Source organism: Streptomyces mobaraensis NBRC 13819 = DSM 40847 (assembly GCF_017916255.1).
Taxonomy (GTDB): domain Bacteria; phylum Actinomycetota; class Actinomycetes; order Streptomycetales; family Streptomycetaceae; genus Streptomyces; species Streptomyces mobaraensis.
In genome coordinates, this window is record NZ_CP072827.1 from 2,156,102 (window position 1) to 2,173,902 (window position 17,801).

Annotated in this window: 16 protein-coding genes and 2 pseudogenes; 9 read left to right on the top strand and 9 right to left on the bottom strand. The window is 73.2% G+C overall.

The window, feature by feature from the left end:
- The first annotated feature begins 48 nt into the window (after nucleotides 1–48).
- Complete coding sequence (locus J7W19_RS08835) at nucleotides 49–1,194, top strand: LacI family DNA-binding transcriptional regulator (RefSeq protein ID WP_004938579.1); 1,146 nt, start codon at nucleotides 49–51, stop codon at nucleotides 1,192–1,194.
- A 42-nt stretch (nucleotides 1,195–1,236) separates the two neighbouring features.
- On the top strand, nucleotides 1,237–2,085 hold the full coding sequence (locus J7W19_RS08840) for a phosphatase PAP2 family protein (protein WP_040887515.1): 849 nt from the start codon (nucleotides 1,237–1,239) through the stop codon (nucleotides 2,083–2,085).
- Between the two features lie 203 nt (nucleotides 2,086–2,288).
- On the opposite strand, the gene J7W19_RS08845 is transcribed toward J7W19_RS08840, so the two are convergent.
- On the bottom strand, nucleotides 2,289–5,345 hold the full coding sequence (locus tag J7W19_RS08845; RefSeq protein ID WP_040887517.1) for a bifunctional [glutamine synthetase] adenylyltransferase/[glutamine synthetase]-adenylyl-L-tyrosine phosphorylase: 3,057 nt from the start codon (nucleotides 5,343–5,345) through the stop codon (nucleotides 2,289–2,291).
- Nucleotides 5,346–5,548: 203 nt separating this feature from the next.
- Here J7W19_RS08845 and J7W19_RS08850 point away from each other — a divergent pair, with 203 nt between their 5' ends.
- On the top strand, nucleotides 5,549–6,388 hold the full coding sequence (locus J7W19_RS08850) for a DUF5753 domain-containing protein (RefSeq protein WP_004938588.1): 840 nt from the start codon (nucleotides 5,549–5,551) through the stop codon (nucleotides 6,386–6,388).
- Between the two features lie 256 nt (nucleotides 6,389–6,644).
- Here the strand turns inward: J7W19_RS08850 and J7W19_RS08855 are convergent.
- Together J7W19_RS08855 and J7W19_RS08860 are read right to left on the bottom strand one after the other, a co-directional pair.
- Nucleotides 6,645–6,848, bottom strand: a pseudogene (locus J7W19_RS08855) (glutamine synthetase); the annotation flags it as partial.
- Between the two features lie 40 nt (nucleotides 6,849–6,888).
- Complete coding sequence (locus J7W19_RS08860) at nucleotides 6,889–8,178, bottom strand: helix-turn-helix transcriptional regulator (protein WP_004938594.1); 1,290 nt, start codon at nucleotides 8,176–8,178, stop codon at nucleotides 6,889–6,891.
- A 192-nt stretch (nucleotides 8,179–8,370) separates the two neighbouring features.
- On the opposite strand from J7W19_RS08860, the gene J7W19_RS08865 reads away from it, so the two are divergent.
- Complete coding sequence (locus tag J7W19_RS08865) at nucleotides 8,371–8,817, top strand: glycine-rich domain-containing protein (protein ID WP_004938598.1); 447 nt, start codon at nucleotides 8,371–8,373, stop codon at nucleotides 8,815–8,817.
- Nucleotides 8,818–8,970: 153 nt separating this feature from the next.
- Nucleotides 8,971–9,642, top strand: a complete 672-nt coding sequence (locus J7W19_RS08870) for a class I SAM-dependent methyltransferase (RefSeq protein WP_004938601.1) — start codon at nucleotides 8,971–8,973, stop codon at nucleotides 9,640–9,642.
- A 416-nt stretch (nucleotides 9,643–10,058) separates the two neighbouring features.
- Here J7W19_RS08870 and glnA read toward each other — a convergent pair whose 3' ends face one another.
- Nucleotides 10,059–11,420, bottom strand: coding sequence for a type I glutamate--ammonia ligase (gene glnA / locus J7W19_RS08875; RefSeq protein WP_004938603.1), 1,362 nt, complete (start codon nucleotides 11,418–11,420; stop codon nucleotides 10,059–10,061).
- A 331-nt stretch (nucleotides 11,421–11,751) separates the two neighbouring features.
- Between glnA and J7W19_RS08880 the strand changes: the two genes are divergently transcribed.
- Entirely contained in the window at nucleotides 11,752–12,597 is an 846-nt protein-coding gene (locus J7W19_RS08880; RefSeq protein WP_004938606.1) for a helix-turn-helix transcriptional regulator, read from the top strand.
- On the opposite strand, the gene J7W19_RS08885 is transcribed toward J7W19_RS08880, so the two are convergent.
- Nucleotides 12,575–12,928: a MerR family transcriptional regulator gene (locus tag J7W19_RS08885; RefSeq protein ID WP_004938609.1), complete on the bottom strand. Its 354-nt coding sequence runs from the start codon at nucleotides 12,926–12,928 to the stop codon at nucleotides 12,575–12,577. The two genes, J7W19_RS08880 and J7W19_RS08885, sit on opposite strands and share 23 nt — an antisense overlap.
- Nucleotides 12,929–13,002: 74 nt before the next feature.
- Between J7W19_RS08885 and J7W19_RS08890 the strand changes: the two genes are divergently transcribed.
- From J7W19_RS08890 to J7W19_RS33785, 3 genes and pseudogenes are all read left to right on the top strand, one after another.
- Nucleotides 13,003–13,929, top strand: a complete 927-nt coding sequence (locus J7W19_RS08890) for an aldo/keto reductase (RefSeq protein WP_004938630.1) — start codon at nucleotides 13,003–13,005, stop codon at nucleotides 13,927–13,929.
- Nucleotides 13,926–14,348 carry a nitroreductase/quinone reductase family protein gene (locus J7W19_RS08895; RefSeq protein WP_004938632.1) on the top strand — a complete coding sequence of 141 codons (423 nt, stop codon included), beginning with the start codon at nucleotides 13,926–13,928 and terminating at the stop codon, nucleotides 14,346–14,348. Before J7W19_RS08890 ends, J7W19_RS08895 begins: the two co-directional genes overlap by 4 nt.
- A 10-nt stretch (nucleotides 14,349–14,358) precedes the next feature.
- Nucleotides 14,359–14,547 (top strand): annotated as a pseudogene (locus tag J7W19_RS33785) (TetR/AcrR family transcriptional regulator); the annotation flags it as partial.
- A 101-nt stretch (nucleotides 14,548–14,648) separates the two neighbouring features.
- Here J7W19_RS33785 and J7W19_RS08905 read toward each other — a convergent pair.
- The 4 genes from J7W19_RS08905 to J7W19_RS33440 form a co-directional block, all read right to left on the bottom strand.
- Entirely contained in the window at nucleotides 14,649–15,047 is a 399-nt protein-coding gene (locus J7W19_RS08905) for a cupin domain-containing protein (protein WP_004938636.1), read from the bottom strand.
- A gap of 22 nt (nucleotides 15,048–15,069) precedes the next feature.
- Complete coding sequence (locus J7W19_RS08910) at nucleotides 15,070–16,293, bottom strand: glycosyltransferase (protein WP_004938638.1); 1,224 nt, start codon at nucleotides 16,291–16,293, stop codon at nucleotides 15,070–15,072.
- A complete protein-coding gene (locus J7W19_RS08915; RefSeq protein WP_004938640.1) occupies nucleotides 16,290–17,078 on the bottom strand; it encodes a MerR family transcriptional regulator in 789 nt (262 codons plus the stop codon). The genes J7W19_RS08910 and J7W19_RS08915 overlap by 4 nt, the downstream gene beginning before the upstream one ends.
- 80 nt (nucleotides 17,079–17,158) lie before the next feature.
- On the bottom strand, nucleotides 17,159–17,785 hold the full coding sequence (locus J7W19_RS33440; protein WP_040887519.1) for a hypothetical protein: 627 nt from the start codon (nucleotides 17,783–17,785) through the stop codon (nucleotides 17,159–17,161).
- Between the last annotated feature and the right edge of the window lie 16 nt (nucleotides 17,786–17,801).

The following is a 17,801-nucleotide window of genomic DNA, read 5'->3' on the forward strand; positions in this document are numbered from 1 at the left end:
ACGGCCGCCGGTGGGAAGTCCGGGACGCGACCGGTACAGTCACCTCCCGTGACCGCACGGCTGGCCGATATCGCAGCCCAGGCGGGTGTCAGCGAAGCAACCGTCAGCCGCGTCCTCAACGGCAAGCCGGGGGTGGCCGCCTCCACCCGCCAGTCCGTGCTGGCCGCGCTCGACGTGCTCGGCTACGAACGGCCGGTGCGGCTGCGGCAGCGCAGCGCCGGCCTGGTCGGGCTGATCACCCCCGAGCTGGAGAACCCCATCTTCCCGGCCTTCGCCCAGGTGATAGGGCAGGCCCTGACGCGTCAGGGCTACACGCCCGTACTGGCCACCCAGACCCCCGGCGGCTCCACCGAGGACGAGCTGACCGAGATGCTGGTGGAACGCGGGGTCGCCGGGATCATCTTCGTCTCCGGCCTGCACGCCGACACCTCCGCCGACATGCAGCGCTACGAGCGGCTGCGGGCGCAAGGCGTCCCGTTCGTGCTGATCAACGGTTTCTCGGCGCAGGTGAGGGCGCCGTTCGTGTCCCCCGACGACCGGGCCGCGATGCGGCTCGCCGTCACCCATTTGGCGGAGCTGGGCCACCGCAGGATCGGCCTGGCCCTCGGCCCGCGCCGGTACGTGCCGGTCCAACGGAAGATCGAGGGGTTCCTGCGGAGCGTGGAGGACCAGCTCGGCCTGGCCGCCGGCGACGCCGCGGAACTGATCGAGCACTCCCTGTTCACCCTGGAGGGTGGCCAGGCGGCCGCCGCCGCGCTCCTCGAACGCGGCTGTACGGCCGTGGTGTGCGCCAGCGACATGATGGCGCTGGGCGCGGTCCGCGCGGTCCGCAGGGCGGGCCTGGACGTCCCCCGCGACGTCTCCGTCGTCGGTTTCGACGACTCCCCGCTGATCGCCTTCACCGACCCGCCGCTGACCACGATCCGCCAGCCCGTCCGGCCCATGGGCCAGGCGGCGGTGCGGGCCCTGCTGGAGGAGATCGGCGGGACGCCCGCGCCGCACAGCGAGTTCGTGTTCCTGCCGGAGCTGGTCGTCCGCGGCTCGACGGGCTCGGCTCCGGCCGCGCGGAGCGGCGCCCCGGGCACCACCGTCGCGGGCACCACCGCCGCGGACACCGCCGTCCCGGGCACCGCCGTCCCGGGCGCCCGTACGACGTCCGCGCGCCCGGCCGAAAGCGCGCCAAACCCGACTTGAGGTCGATCTGCGCTCCTGCGGACTCTGGCACACTGTGGGCCTATGGGTGAAGCGACAGCAAGGACCCTGGAAGGCCGCACGGCTCCCCCGCCGCCCAACGGGGAAAGCGGGGACAGGCCGCCCGCGGACCGGCCGTCGCGGCGCGGGCCGCGCACGCCGCGCCGCCCGCGGCTGTGGTTCGAGGTGCTGCTCATCGCCATCGGCTACTGGACCTACTCCCTGGTCCGCAACGCCGTTCCGGAACAGCGGGCCGACGCGCAGCGCAACGCCGACTGGGTCTGGTCCACCGAGCAGACCCTCCACATCGCCGTGGAGCACACCGTCAACAAGGCCGTGAACTCGGTGACGTGGCTCATCGTCGGCATGAACTACTACTACGCCACCCTGCACTTCGTGCTCACCATCGGCGTGCTCGTCTGGCTCTACCGCCGGCACCCCGGCCGCTACGGCGCCGCCCGCCTCGCCCTCTTCGCCACCACCGCCGTCGCCCTCCTCGGCTACTACCTGTATCCCCTCGCACCCCCACGGCTCATGGACGGCGGCCCCGGCTTCGTCGACACCGTCCTCGTCCACCACACCTGGGGATCCATGGCCTCCGGCAACCTCGCCGACGTCTCCAACCAGTACGCGGCGATGCCGTCCATGCACATCGGGTGGTCCCTGTGGTGCGGCGTCACCATCGCGCTGCTGGCCCGGTGGATGTGGGTGCGGATCCTCGGCGCCCTGTACCCGGTGGCGACGCTCGCCGTCATCGTGTCGACGGCCAACCACTTCTGGCTGGACGCGGTCGGGGGGCTGCTGTGCCTCGCCTTCGGGTTCGCGGTGTCGTACTCGTGGTACCGGGCGTTCCCGTACCGGCTGGCGCGGCAGGTGGCTTCGGCTTCGCGGTGAGGGTGCCCCTTACGGGGCAAGCCCCCGCACCCCGGAAACCGCGCTCCGCGCGGTTGTCCTCAAACGCCGGACGGGCTGGATAGCGCCCCCGGGCGCACCACTCAGCCCGTCCGGCGCTTGAGGACGAGCGGCGAAGCCGCGATCAGGGGGTCTGGGGCGCAGCCCCAGGAATCGGCGAAGGGGCGGGACCGGGGCACACCCCCCTACCCCCCGTAAAACCGCTCCTCGACCACGGCCCGAGCCCGCCGAGTAACCCGCCGGTAATCGTCAAGCATGTCCCCGACGTGCCCCGGCTCGTACCCCAGATACCGCCCCACCGCCGCCAACTCCCGAGGATCACCCGGAAACGTATCCCCGGGCCTCCCCCGCACCAACATCACCGCATTCCGCACACACGTCGCGAGCACCCACGCCTCGTCGAGGATCCGCGCCTCGTCGGCGTCCAGGAAGCCCGCGGCGTGGGCGGCCGACAGCGCCTCCCGGGTACGCGTCGTCCGCAGCCGCGGCTCCGCATGCCCATGCCGCATCTGCAACAGCTGGACGGTCCACTCCACATCGGAAAGCCCCCCACGCCCCAGCTTGGTGTGGGTGGTCCGATCGGCTCCCCGGGGCAGCCGCTCCGTCTCCATCCGCGCCTTGAGCCGCCGGATCTCCCGGACGGCGTCCTCGGACAGCCCTTCCGCCGGATACCGCAAAGGATCGATCATCTCGACGAACCGCCGCCCGAGGTCCGCGTCACCGGCGACCGGCTCCGCCCGCAGCAGCGCCTGGCTCTCCCAGACCAGCGACCACCGCCGGTAGTACGCCGCGTAGGAAGCGAGACTGCGCACCAGCGGCCCCGACTTCCCCTCCGGCCGCAGATCCGCGTCGATCAGCAACGGCGGGTCCGTCGTCGGCAGTTGCAGCAGCCGCCGCATCTCGTTCGCGACGGCGAAGGCGGCCTTGGCGGCCTCTTCGTCGCCGACGCCCTCCCGGGGCTCGTGCACGAGCAGGACGTCCGCGTCGGACCCGTACCCCTGCTCGCGCCCCCCGAAGCGGCCCATGCCGATGACGGCGAACCGCGTGGGCAGGGTGTCGCCCCACTCCGCGCGGACGGCGGCGCGCAGGGCCCCCGCCAACGCGGCGGCGTTCAGGTCGGAGACGGCCCGGCCGACGAGGTCGCAGCGGGCGCCGTGGTCGCGCGACCCGTTTTCCGGCGCGGGCGCGCCCGGGCGTCCGTAGGCGCCCACGATGTCGGCCGCGGCGGTACGGAACAGCTCCCGCCGCCGCACCCCCCGCACCGCGACGATCGCCTTCTCCGCGTCCTCGGCCCGGCCGACGGCCGCCAGCGTCTCCTGCTCCAGCGCCTCGCGGTCGCGCGGTCGCAGCCCTTCCGGGGCGCCGAGCAGGGCGACCGCCTCGGGGGCGCGCAGCAGCAGGTCGGGGGCGAGCCGCCCGGCGGACAGGACGCGGGCGAGGTTCTCCGCGGCGGCGCCCTCGTCGCGCAGCAGCCGCAGGTACCAGGGTGTCTTGCCCAACGCGTCGGAGACCTTGTGGAAGTTGAGCAGTCCCGCGTCGGGGTCGGAGGAGTCCGCGAACCAGCCCAGCAGCACGGGCAGCAGCGTACGCTGGATCGCCGCCTTCCGGGTCACTCCCGAGGCAAGCGCCTCCAGATGGCGGAGCGCGGCGGCGGGGTCCGCGTACCCCAGCGCGCCCAGGCGCTGCCCGGCGGCCTTCGGACTGAGCCGGATCTCGCCCGGTTCGAGCTGGGCGACGGCGTCCAGCAGCGGCCGGTAGAACAGCTTCTCGTGCAACCGGCGCACCTCGCGGGCGTGCCGCCGCCACTCCTTGCCCAGTTCGGCGACGGGTTCCGTCCGGAAACCCAGCGACCGTCCCAGCCGCCGCTGTTCGGCCTCGCTCTCGGGCACGAGGTGCGTACGCCGCAGCCGGTGCAGCTGGATGCGGTGTTCCATGGCGCGCAGGAAGCGGTAGGCGGCGTCCAGCGCGGCGGCGTCGGCCCGTCCCACGTACCCGCCGGCGGCGAGCGCGGCCAGCGCGTCCAAGGTGCCGCCGCTGCGCAGCGTGGCGTCGCTGCGGCCGTGCACGAGCTGGAGCAACTGGACGGCGAACTCGACGTCCCGCAGCCCGCCGGGCCCGAGTTTGAGCTCGCGGTCGAGCCGGTCGGCGGGGATGGAGGCGACGACGCGGCGGCGCATCTGCTGCACGTCGGGGACGAAGTTCTCGCGCTCGGCGGCCTGCCAGACGAGCGGCGACACGGCGTCCGCGTACTCCTGCCCGAGCCCGGGGTCGCCGGCCACCGGCCGGGCCTTGAGCAGCGCCTGGAACTCCCAGGTCTTCGCCCACCGCTGGTAGTACGCGAGGTGGCTGCTGAGCGTGCGCACCAGGGGCCCGTTGCGGCCCTCGGGGCGGAGGTTGGCGTCGACGGGCCAGATGGTGCCCTCGGGGGTGATGTCCGAGCAGACCCGCATCATGCGGGAGGCGAGCCGGGTGGCGGCCCGGAGCGCGGTCCCCTCCGGGGTGTCGCCGCGCGGTTCGGCGACGAAGACGACGTCCACGTCCGACACGTAGTTGAGTTCGTGGCCGCCGCACTTGCCCATGCCGATGACGGCGAGCCGGCAGGCCGCCGCGTCGTCGGGGTGCTCGTCGGTGGCGATGGCGAGGGCGGCGCGGAGGGTGGCGGTGGCCAGGTCGGCGAGTTCGGCGGCGGTCTCGGCGACGTCGGTGGTGCCGGTGACGTCCCGGGCGGCGACGGTGAGCAGGCAGCGCCGGTAGGCGGCGCGCAGCGCGTCGGACGGCACGAGTCCGGCCTCCCGGCCGGCCGCGGCCCCCTCGGCGAGGGCGCGCTCGAACTCGGCCGTTCCGGGATGGAGATCGGCCCGCTCGAACGTGACGAGCGCGTGCCAGTCGCCCGGGTGCCGGGCGAGGTGATCGGCGAGCGCCTCGGACGCGCCGAGCACGCCCAGCAGCCGGTCGCGCAGGGGTTTCGCGCTGACGACGGTGTCCAGCAGCTCCTGCCGTTCGGCCGCCCCGCGCTTCGCCTCCAGCGCCTCGGCCAGCCGGACGAGGCCGAGCAGCGCGAGATCGGGGTCGGCGGTCGCGCCCAGCGCGTCCAGGAACACGGGATCGTCGCGCAGCGCCGCCAGCCCGTCGGCGTCGTCGAGCAGCCGCTCGGCGGCGGCCGGATCGACGAACCCGCTCCGCACGAGCCTGGTGTACGTGCTACCGCGCCGGCTCTCGGGCCGCCCGTCCGGCACTGTCATCCCATCGCCCCATCGCCTCCAGCTGACCATGCCCGGTCAAGGCCCGATCTCCAGCGTATCGACAGCGGCGCCGGGGTGAGAGGCGGCACCCACCCCCGATCGGGGCCGAAACCCCGGTTCCCGCCCCGGGCCGTCGCCGTGCCTGCCACGCTGCCGACCAGCACCGCGGGGACGCCGGTGGCCGGTACGTGGAGGTGGCGCGAATGAGTGACGAGAACGGGTGGGAGCTCGACCCCGACGACGAGTCCGTGGTGCTGGTCGCCGCGGTGGGACGGCAGCTGAAGCTGTGGCGGGAGGCGGCGGGAATGGACGCGGCGGCACTGGCGGCGGCCCTCGGCTACGGCAGGGAACTGATCTACAAGGTGGAGCGGGGCGAGCGCGTCCCCCAGCCGCGCTTCCTGGAGAAGGCGGACGAGTTGCTGGGGGCGGGCGGGAAGCTCGCCGCCATGCGGGAGGACCTGACGGAGGCGCGCTACCTGAAAAAGGTCCGGGACATCGCGAAGCTGGAGCGGGACGCCGTCGAGCTGTGGGCGTACGACAACTCCGTCATCGACGGACTCCTCCAGACGGAGGCTTACGCACGGGCGGTGTACACCAACCGCCGCCCGCCGTTCGCCCAGGACGAGATCGAACGGCGCGTGGCCGCGCGGATGGCTCGGCAGAAGACCGTCACGGCTTCGGCGCGACACCCCTCCTTCAGCTTCGTGCTGTGCGAGGCGACGCTGCGCCGCACCATCGGGGGCGGAACGGCCATGCGGCAGCAGCTCCGCCACCTGCTGGAGATCGGCCGACGGCCGAACGTGGAGCTCCAAGTCCTGCCCCTGCGCAGCGAGGAGAACTGCGGCCTCGACGGGCCGTTCAGACTGCTGAAGCTCACGAACGGCACGATGGTGGGACTGTACGGGGTGCAACTCTTCAGCCGCGTGGTCACCGACGCGAAGGAGCTCCAAGTCCTGGACCTGCGCTACCGAGCCGCCCGGGCGCAGGCGCTCGGACCGCAGGAGTCCCTGGTCTTTGTCGAGAAGGTACTGGGGGAAACATGACCCTCGGGTCTTCCGGAGAGGATAGAGCGGCGATGAGGAAGTGAAGGAAAACGCCGTCGCTCCACAGGAACGATGCAGGTCACGAAGTGTGGTCCCCGCGCACGCGGGGATAGTCCGCGCCGGGCGGTGACTTCGCGGGCCAACGTGGGGCCCACAGCGCGCAGCGACACCCCCGGCACCACTACCTGGGCCCGCAGCTACCAACCGCGAGCCCCGCCACACCCCTTGAGGCGAGAACCCCCGCCCGCCCCCCGACCTAAAGAACCGGCAGCATCTTCCTCGGCTCGAACGCCGTGACCTCCGACCGGTACTCCTCCCACTCCTGCTTCTTGTTGCGCAGGAAGAAGTCGAAGACGTGCTCGCCCAGCGTCTCCGCGACCAGTTCGCTCCGCTCCATCAGCTCGATCGCCTCGCCGAGGTTCTGGGGCAGGGATTCGATGCCCATGGCGCGACGTTCTCGTTCGACAGCAAGACCGTGGCTTCGAACGACACAGTGAGCGCTACCGGGCGGGCAGCCCGATGCCCGCAGCAAGTTCCCGCCACCCAGCCGTGTGGGGGTGCCGGTTGACCAGATCAACAGCGACGCGGCGGATCGCCGGCCGGTCCGTAACCTCGGCCGGGGAAGTACGCAGGGCCTCCAGCAGGGCGTCGGCGGTCTGCTGGGGCTTGCCCCACTGCCACCAGGCGCGGGCCAGGTCGGTGTGCATGCGGGCCCTCCGCTCGGCCGTCGGGAACTGCCCCGGGCGCAGCTCACGGCCGACGTGGAGGGCTGCGCCGGCGTCCCCGAGGGCCCAGTGGACGCCGACTTCATAGAGGGTGACGGCGGCCGGGCTGATGGAGAAGGCGGCTCCCGTCGGCGGGATGTGCGGCAGGCGGCGGGCCGCGCGCGAGGCTTCGGAGATCAGGGCGAGGGCCTGGTCGCGGTGACCGGCCCGAGCGGCGGTGTACGAGGTGGTGCACAGCATCTGCGCGTACGCCATGCTCTGCGCCCGGGTGGACAGGCCGGTCCGCTCGACGGCGGCCAAGGCACTGTCCACGAGGCGCTGGGCGGCGTCCGGCCGGCCTTGGTGCCGCAGGACGATGCTCAGCTCGCGGGACGCGGCGGCGGTGGCGATCGGGTCGCCGGAGAGGTCCGCGTAGGTGATGGCCCGGTCGGCGGTGATCCGGGATCGCTCGTAGTGGCCGATCTTCGTCAGCACGCGCGAGGCCAGCGAGTAGCAGGACGACAGGGTCGCGTACGTGGCCTCCGTGCGGGCGGCGGTTGCGGCGCGGGCGTCGGCCAGGAGCGCGGGCAGTGCTTCGAGGAGCTGGGCGTGGCGGCCGGCGTCGAACAGGCCGTGGGCGCGGGCCAGGCGCGGGGCGACGGAGGCCGGAGGGCTGTGCGGTTCGGGTGGAGCGGCGAGCGCCTCGTCGATGCCGGCCAGGAGCTGGAGGGGGACGGCGGTTCCGGCAGCGGCGAGCAGTGAGCGGCGGCGCAACGGGTCCTCCTCGGCATGACGCTGACCGGACGGCGCCACTGTAGTGGGCGCCCCCGGCCCGAGGCCGACGGTCGCGGCCAGAACATCTGTCGGTAACCCCACCTCGCGGGCGGCGCGCCGCAGCAGCCCGATGTCGGGGGTGCCGCTGCGTTCCAGGCGGGAGACCGTGGAGGCCGAGCAGCCCACCCGGCGGCCGAGGTCGGCTTGCCGCCACCCGAGATGGACCCGTCCGAGCCGGATGAGCGCGCCGGCTCGGCGGTGGCCGATCAGGGCGACGGCTTCGGGGGTTCTCCACAGCGCATCGGTGTTCACCACACCTCCAGCGGGCGCAGGACCGGCGCGCCAACCGTACGTGCGGGCCCGGCGGCCGTCGAGAGCGCGTGCAGCATCTGCACACCGTGTGCGACCAGCGGCAATCGATCACCACGGGCCCGCGGCCGGCGGTGTACTGGGGGCACGCCCCCGGCTCGCGGGGCGGCAGGTCCGAGCAGCAGGGAGGACAGTATGGCAACGGCAGTCGAGGCCAGGCCGAAGGTCCGTGATCCTCGGGACTACGTCAAGCCCGAGGTGTGGGAGCGGGAGATCCAGCTGCTGATGCGGGACTACCCCTTCGACGAGGTGTACGCGAACAGGCTCTTTCACGCGGCCGTCTCATACCTGATCACGGCGATGGAGAAGTGGGGGCAGAAGCTGGAGATGTGCTGCGGCCGGACCGTGGACATCGCCGTTCACACCTTCATCCTGGACACCCGCAATTACCGCGAGTTCTGCCACGAGCACTTCCAGGGCCGGTTCCTGGAGCACATCCCCGAGATCGCGTTCAAGTACGACGGGTCGGTCGAACGCACCGCGAAGATCATCGCCGAGAACGGGTTCGAGGTGGACTGGAAGCTCTGGGAGGCGGACTACGCCAAGTGCGGGCCGTGCGCCCCGGGCACCAGCTGCCACTGAGCGGAGCGGAACGGTCAGGCCCGGGGGCGCCGCGAGCGTCCCCTGGCCCCTTCGTGGGCCGAGCGGGCGGAGTTCGGCGAACACGCCTCGGCGGCGGGGCGGCGCCGGTACGGTGGCGAACTCACGTGGCCCGCCGTTCCCGCGAGGAGCCCCATGCCCCGCCCGCCCCTCACCCCCGCCGAATACTGGGACCTCTACAAGCCCCACCGCGGCGAGGGCGACCAGCCGGCCCCGCCCGTCGGCCCGTTCGAATGGACGCAGTTCCCCGGTCACGGGCCCGGCCCCGAACTCCTCGGCACGCCCCGCACCGTCCTGGAACTCGGGCCGGGAGAAGGCACCGACGCTGTCTACCTCGCCCGCCGCAGCGCCCAGGTGACCGCCGTGGACTTCTCCGCCCACCAGATCGAACGGGCCCGACGCTGGTGGGCGGACGAGCCTGGCGTCACCTTCGTCCACGCCGACGTGTGCCACTTCCTGATCACCGAGGCCACCGAGTACGACGCGATCTACTCCATGTGGGGCGCGGTCTGGTTCACCGACCCCGACCGGCTCCTGCCGCTGGTCGCCAAGCGGCTCACCGCCGGCGGTGTCTTCGTCTTCAGCCACGCCGAGCCCACCCCCGATGTGTACGGGCCCCAGCAGATGCGCGGCAAGTGGCTGGAAGGACGCGAGCGCGAACTGACCGTCCTGCGCTGGCAGTACGCCCCCCATATGTGGGCTGACCTGCTGAAGCGCCACGGCTTCGACGACGTCGACGCCCGAATCCTCCCGCCGCCGGGCGACGAGGCCCTGGGCACGCTGCTCGTGCGCGCCTCAGTGGGCTGAAGGGTCCCTGCCCTTTGCGGTTATCACGAAGAGAAGAGGCCCCGGCGGGTACTGCCGACGGGACCTCTTGACGCCTTACCGATCTTTCGGCGCTTGTTCAAGCCGGTTCTCCCTCTCCGGCTCCGATGATCCCGCGGGCGAGCACCGCCCCGCCGGTGTCCGCCTTCCCGGCGGCCCGCAGGGACGGTTCCTCCTCTTCAACGGCCGTGCGGCGGTCGTCGGCTACGGCCTCGGCCTCGGCCCGTCAAGGCCATCGCCCAAGAGCCCGCCGAGGACGTACGACAGGTGGAGCTGGAGCGCCTCGACCAACTGTATGAGCGCGCGGTCAAGAGCGGCCCCCGCACACGCGGGGACATTCCGGCAGCAGTACCTGAGCCCACAACCAAAACGCGGAAAACCCCGCCCGCCCCGCCGGGCTAAAGCACCGGCAGCATCTTCCGGAGCTCGAACGCCGTGACCTCCGACCGGTACTCCTCCCACTCCTGCTTCTTGTTGCGCAGGAAGAAGTCGAAGACGTGCTCACCCAGCGTCTCCGCGACCAGTTCGCTGCGCTCCATCAGCTCGATGGCCTCACCGAGGTTCTGCGGGAGGGGCTCGATGCCCATCGCGCGCCGCTCCGCGTCGGAGAGGGCCCAGACGTCGTCGTCGGCGCCGGCGGGAAGTTCGTAGCCCTGCTCGATGCCCTTGAGGCCGGCGGCCAGCAGGACCGCGTACGTCAGGTACGGGTTGGCGCCGGAGTCGATGGAGCGGACCTCGACGCGCGTCGAGCCGGTCTTGCCGGGCTTGTACATGGGGACGCGGATGAGGGCGGAGCGGTTGTTGTGGCCCCAGCAGATGTAGGACGGGGCCTCGCCGCCCGCGCCGGCGGTGCGCTTCGAGCCGCCCCAGATGCGCTTGTAGGAGTTGACCCACTGGTTGGTGACGGCGGAGGTCTCGGCCGCGTGCCGGAGGAGGCCGGCGATGAAGGAGCGGCCGACCTTGGAGAGCTGGTACTCGGCGCCGGACTCGTGGAAGGCGTTGCGGTCGCCCTCGAAGAGGGAGAGGTGGGTGTGCATGCCCGAGCCGGGGTACTCGGAGAACGGCTTCGGCATGAAGGTGGCGTGCACGCCCTGCTCCAGCGCGACCTGCTTCATCACCAGGCGGAAGGTCATGATGTTGTCGGCCGTGGAGAGCGCGTCGGCGTACCGCAGGTCGATCTCCTGCTGGCCGGGGGCGCCCTCGTGGTGGCTGAACTCGACCGAGATGCCCATGGATTCGAGCATGGTGATGGCCTGGCGGCGGAAGTCCATGCCCACGTTCTGCGGGGTGTGGTCGAAGTAGCCGGAGGAGTCGGCGGGCACCGGGCGGGTGCCGTCCACCGGCTTGTCCTTGAGCAGGAAGAACTCGATCTCGGGGTGGGTGTAGAAGGTGAAGCCGAGGTCGGAGGTCTTGGCGAGGATCCGCTTGAGGACGTAGCGGGGGTCCGCGTACGACGGGGAGCCGTCCGGCATCAGGATGTCGCAGAACATCCGGGCGGTGCCGGGGGCCTCGGCGCGCCAGGGGAGGATCTGGAAGGTGCCCGGATCCGGCTTGGCGATCATGTCGGATTCGTACACACGAGCGAATCCCTCGATCGCGGAGCCGTCGAATCCGATGCCCTCGTCGAACGCCTGCTCAAGCTCCGCCGGGGCGACGGCGACCGACTTCAGGTAGCCGAGCACATCGGTGAACCACAGCCGCACAAAGCGGATGTCGCGCTCCTCGAGGGTGCGGAGCACGAACTCCTGCTGCTTATCCATAGCTACCAATCCTCGCTGGTCAGGCCGTCCGCTCCCGGCCGCGGGGCAGGCCGGGGGCACATCAGCATCCCACCACACGATTTCGGACGCGTTGCGCACGGGCGTCCCGCGGTGGTCGGTTCCATTGTGGGTGCCGCCGGGAGCGGACGCAGGGGGTGGGGCCCGCCACCGGTGCCGAACGCGACGGAAGGGGCGCCCCGGCACTCGCCCCGGCACTCGCCGCGAAACCCGTCCCGGCACCCGCCCGGCACCCGCCCGGCACCCGCGGCGACCGGGCCCGCCGCCCGTATATCCGTTCGTCTCCCGGTGATCCTCTCTGTACGCTCCTCGCGTGCCGAGCACCGGGGGAACGGGCCGTTCACGGTTCACGGCGTGGCGCCCGGGCGTCGGGGGCGTCGCGGAGGTGCTGCACGCCCGCTTCTTCGAGCACGCGTACCCGATGCACACCCACGACACGTGGTCGCTGCTCATCGTCGACGCCGGCATGGTCCGCTACGACCTCGAACACGATGAGCACGGGGCACTCCACGACCAGGTGACGCTGCTGCCCCCGCACGTACCGCACAGCGGCTCCCCGGCGACGCCCGGCGGCTTCCGCAAGCGGGTGCTGTACCTCGGCGCGGACGTGCTGGGCGAGCGGCACATCGGCGCCGCGGTGGACCGGCCGACGCTGGCCGACCCCCTGCTGCGCGACCGCGTCCACCGGTTGCACACGGCCCTGGCCGAACCCGGCGGGGAGCTGGAGGCGGAGAGCCGGCTGGCGTTCGTCGCCGAGCGGCTGGTGCGCCACCTGGACCTGCGGTCCGCGCCCCGGCCCGCGCCGGGCGGACGGGACGCGGCCGTCCTCGCGGACCGGCTGCGGCAACTGCTCGACGCCCGCGTCGTGGAGGGGCTGACGCTGCGGGAGGCGGCGGCCCGGCTGCACGCCCATCCGACGCACCTGGTGCGGACGTTCAGCCGGGCGTACGGCATCGCCCCGCACCAGTACCTCATCGCGCGCCGCGTCGACCGGGCGCGCCGGATGCTGCTGGACGGGGTGCCGCCGCACACGGCGGCGGTGGCGGCCGGGTTCTACGACCAGTCGCACCTGACGCGGCACTTCAAGCGGATCGTGGGGGTGGCTCCGGGGCGGTACGCGGCGGGGGCCGCCGTCCTCAGCCGACAGCGGCCTCGGTGACCGCGAGGATCGCCGCCAGCCCGGCCCGGTTCTCCTCCAGCTCGGCGATGCGCTCCTCCATGCCGCGCAGTTGCTCCCGGAGCCGGTCGCTCACGCACGGGTGCACGAACAGCCCGTCCCCCTCCACACAGGGCAGCACCTCGCGGATGACGCGCGTGGGCAGCCCCGCGTCGAGCAGCGCCCGGATCCGGCGGACCGCCAGCGGCGCCTCCGGACCGTACGAGCGGTGGCCGCCGGGCGTGCGGACGGGGGTGAGCAGCTCCTGCTCCTCGTAGTAGCGCAGCAGGCGGACGCTGACCCCGGTGGCCGCCGACAGTTCTCCGATCTTCATGGACGGTGATCCCCCTCACAGTGCCGGGTTCCGGCTTGAAGCTCACACATGTGTGAGCTTCTAACTTCTCCGGCATGCAGCAGAACACAGCGCACACCACGGCCACCACCCACCCCCTCACTCACACCATCGGCGACGATCTCGTCGTGCCGCGCATGGGCTACGGCGCCATGCGCCTCGCCGGCCACCCGGACGAGCGGCGCGGCTTCACGGCCCCGATCTGGACGGCCCCCACCGACCGCGCGGAGACCGTCGCGCTGCTCCGGCGCGCCGTCGAGCTGGGGATCCGCTTCTTCGACACGGCGGACGCGTACGCGCTGGGCGAGAACGAGAAGGTGGTCGCCGAGGCGCTCCGCCCGTTCGCGGGCGAGGTCGTAATCGCCACCAAGGTGGGCGTGGTCCGGCCCTCCCCGACCGAGTGGGTCACCCACGGCCACCCCGCCTACCTGCGGCAACAGGCCGAACTGAGCCTGCGCCGGCTCGGCACCGACCGCATCGACCTGCTCCAGCTGCACCGGATCGACCCCGCGTACCCGCTGGCCGACCAGGTCGGCGCCCTGAAGCTGCTCCAGGACGAGGGGAAGGTCCGGCACATCGGGCTGTCGGAGGTGACCGTCGAGCAGATACGGGAGGCGTCCGGCATCGTCCCCGTCCGGACCGTCCAGAACGTCTACAACCTCGGCGAGCGCGGCCACGACCCCGTCGTCGACCACGCGGCCGCGCACGGGATCGCGTTCCTGCCCTTCTGGCCCCTCGCGATGGGCGACCACGCCGGGCCGGACGGCCCGGTGACGGTGGTGGCGGCCGTGGCGCGGGAGCTCGGGGCGACCCCGGCGCAGACGGCCCTGGCGTGGATGCTGCACCGCTCGCCGACGGTGATCCCGATCCCCGGCACCTCGTCCCCCGAGCACCTGGCGGAGAACCGGGAGGCGCTGGACCTGCGCCTCACCGCCGAGCAGTACACCCGCATCGACCGGGCCACGACCCCGGCCGCGTCATGAACGCCAACCCCTTCAACCTGCGGGTGATCGAGGAGTTCCGCGCCAACGGGGGCGCGGTGGGCGGCGAGTTCGCCGGCACGCCGCTGCTCCTGCTCACCACCCGGGGCGCCCGCAGCGGCGAACTCCGCACCACGCCCCTGGTGTACCTGCCGGACGCCGACGGCCGCCCGCACGTCTTCGCCCTCAACGGCGGCGCGCCGGTGGCCCCCGCCTGGTACCACAACCTCCGCGCCCACCCGGAGTCGCTCCGCGTCGAGCTGGGCGGCGACGCCTTCCCCGCGCGGGCGGTGGAGGTGACGGACCCGGCGGAGTACGAGGAGCTGTGGCGGCGGCAGACCGCGGCCGAGCCGAAGTTCGCCGCGTTCCGGGAACGGGCGGGACGGGCGATCCCGGTGGTGCGGCTGGAGCGCCGGGGGTAGCGCGGGGTACGCGGTCGCGTCCGCCTTCGTCGGCCTGGAACTGTACGAGGGCGTGGACGCCGACGGCGCCCTGCGCGCGCTGGACGCGCTGGACCAGCTCTCCGGGCTGGTGGCCGTACTGGAGGGCCTGGGCCCGGTCGCCCAACGGGCGGTCCGCGCCCGCCTGCGGCGCGGGGCGGGGGGCCGGGGACGGGCGTGACACGAGGGCGTTCCGCGGCGGGCGTGACGCCGGAAGGCAAGGGTACGGACGTGACGCGGAGCGCCCGCCGCCCCCGAACCCTCGGCCGGCCTCAGCCGACCTCAGGCGCCCTCGGACACCCCGTCCTCACCGCTCCCGTCCTCCACCCGGTACCCCGGCACGGACGGCCACCGCACCGTCAGCACCACCGACTCCTCCTCGGCGCGCCAGGAGTGGTCCACCCCCTCGCCCCACACCACGTAGTCGCCCTGCTCGCTCAGCAGCACGCTGCGGCCCGGGAGTTCGACCCGGAAGCGGCCGCTGATGAGCACCAGCAGGGCGGTGCGGGCCTCGCCGGTGACCCAGCGGGCGCGCTCGTCGCCGGGCGGGTGGACGCCCCACTTGATCTCGACCGCCTCGCTGTGGCGGGGGTCGGAGACGTCCTTGAAGTGACCGAGCAGCCAGCCCCGGTCGAGGGCCGCGTCCTTGCCCGCGTTGCCCACGTACACCGTGTCGTTCATGGTTCGCGACCGTATCAGCAGGTCAGGGGCGGTCTTCCAGGGCCGCCACGATCTCGGCCGCCCGGCCCGCGCCGTCCTCCCGCGCGACCCGGTCCGCCAGCCGGCGGGCCGCGTCCGCGTACGGCCGTTCCGTCACCGCCCGGCCCAGCGCGTCGGCCAGGCCCTCCGCCGTGAGCCTCCGGAAGGGGACGGCGGCCGGGGCGGCGCCCAGGGCGACCAGGCGAGCGGCCCAGAAGGGCTGGTCCGCCATGACCGGAACCGGGACGGACGGGACGCCCGCGCGCAGTGTGGCGGCCGTGGTGCCCGCGCCCGCGTGGTGGACGACGGCGGCCACGCGCGGGAACAGCAGCTCGTGGGGCACGTCCCCGATCGTCAGGACGTCGTCCGCGTCGGCGGCCAGTCCCGCGCCGCCGGACTGCAGGACGCCGCGGAGGCCCGCGCGGCGCAGCGCGTCCACGACGCGGGCGCTCAGCCGCTCGCGGTCGCCGGCGGGCATGCTGCCGAAGCCGACGAAGGCCGGTGGCGGGCCGGCGGCCAGGAAGTCCTCCAGGACGGCCGGGAGCCGGTCGGTGTCCCGGTGCGGCCACCAGGTCCCCGTCACGGTGTGGCGCGGGTGCCAGTCCGCCGGGCGCGGCACCAGGGCCTCGCTGAAGCCGTACAGCACCGGGCGGCCCGTCTCCTCCTGCCGGCGGCGGACGGCGGCCTGCTCGGCCGGCGGCAGGCCGAGTTCCGCCCGCAGCGCCCGGGCGGCGCCGGCGAAGACGCGGTCCGTCACCCGCAGCGAGAACCGGCCGACGGCCCGGTTCCCCCACCGGCCCAGCGTGCGGGTGCCGCTCACGACGGGCGGGAAGTCGCCGGTCGGGGCGTTGGGCTGGAGGTGGGCGTCCAGGCTGCGGATGCCGGTGGCCTCGGCCACGTGCCAGCCGAGCGGTGCGGTGGTGGCGGAGAACAGCAGCAGGTCCGCACCGCCCCCGGCTCCGGTGACGGCCTCCGCCATCCCCTGCCCCAGCCGGGTGGCGAACGCGGCCGCGGCGCCCATCAGTTGACGCTTCCCGTCGACCTGCCCCCCGATGCGCGGGTCGGCCGGGAGCGGGCGGAACGCGAGACCGGCGGCGCGTACCAGCGGCGCGTGGAGCTCGTCCGCGGCCACGGTGACGTCGTGGCCCTCCGCGCGCAGCCGGGCGCCGAGGCCGGTGTAGGGGGCGACGTCGCCGCGCGAACCGGCCGCGGTGATCAGGATCCTCACCGTGCCTCCTCCTCGACCCCGTGCCGGGCGGCGTTGGCGCGGACGGCCGTCCGCACGTACGCGGCCAGGCCCGGCCGCTGCTCGGACGGCGGCACCAGCAGGGCGAACGCGCGCGGGTCGGCGGCGAAGTCGTCGGCGACGCGGACGTGCGTCTCGGGCGGGCAGGACATGAACCACCGGCCGAGGTGTCCCCGGTGCGCCTCGGCCAGATCCATGGCCCGCTCGCCGTCCGCCGGTTCACCGGCGTCGAAGACGGCCCGCAACTCCCGCCGCCAGGCGGTCAGTTCGCTCATGATGCAGCGCCAGTCGTCCTTGCTGTGGGCGGCGGCGCTGGCGAGGGACTGCCGGTGCTTGTCGCTGTCGCGCCACTTGAGGGCGGCCTCGGTGGCGTAGCTCAGGTCGAAGGCCACCTCGCCGAACACGTCGAAGCGCTCGCCCGGCGTCAGCGCGACCCCGGTCTCCTGCACCTCCATCGCCCGCTCGGCGACCTCCACCAGCCGCCGCAGCCGGCCGATCTGCTCGCTGAGCAGCTTGTGCCGGGCGCGCAGCTGGTCGAGCGCGTTGGCGTGCGGGTCCTCCAGGATGGCGGCGATCTCCTCCAGGGAGAAGCCGAGTTCCCGGTAGAAGAGGATCTGCTGGAGGCGGGCCAGGTCGGCCTCTCCGTAGAGGCGGTAGCCGGCCGCGCTGCGCTCACTGGGGGTGAGCAGCCCGGTGCGGTCGTAGTGGTGGAGGGTTCGCACGGTGACGCCGGCGAAGCCCGAGACCTGTCCGACGGTGTACGTCATGGGGTCCTGCCTTTCGTCGCGCCCCAGCCTGCGGCCTGACGTGAGGTGAGGGTCAAGCGGGGACCCTGTGACGTAGCACGTCAGAAGGGCAGCCCGACGATCCCCCACCCCCGCGCGTGCGCCTCCCGCACCACTTCCGCCCACTCGCGCAGGAGGACGGCGAACTCGTCGTGGTCGGCGATCCACCGGCCGGGGGCGTCGGCGTGGGCGGTGTGCGGCCCCTTGAGCCCGTCGAGCAGCGGCTCGGCGACGGCCCAGGCGGCGGCGAGGACGGGGACGGTCTCGGGCGGGCAGGCGACAAGCAGCCCGGTGCCGCGGCCCGCGAGGAGCTCCCGCACCCCCGGCGCGTCCGCCCCCGTCCCCGCCGGCGGAACGGCCATGTCGTACGGGTCCCAGAACAGCCCCGCCAGAAACACGTCCAACGCCGCCCGCAACTCCGGCACGGCCTGTTCCCGGACGTCCTCCCACCGCTCCCCGGCCCAGAAGTGCGCCTTGAACGAACCGCTCGTGGAGCGGAACTCGTACAGCGCGGACCACTCCGCCACCTCGCCCGGAAACCGCACCCACCCATCGGGCAGCTCGGCGAAGAACTCGGCGTCACACTCGTCGGGGTAAGCGGCGTCCACCAGCCGCTCCCACCGCTCCCCGGGCGCGAACACCGCGAGCCGCTCCCAGTCGACGACCAGCACACTGATATCAAGCCCCACGCGCTTCCACCTTGCC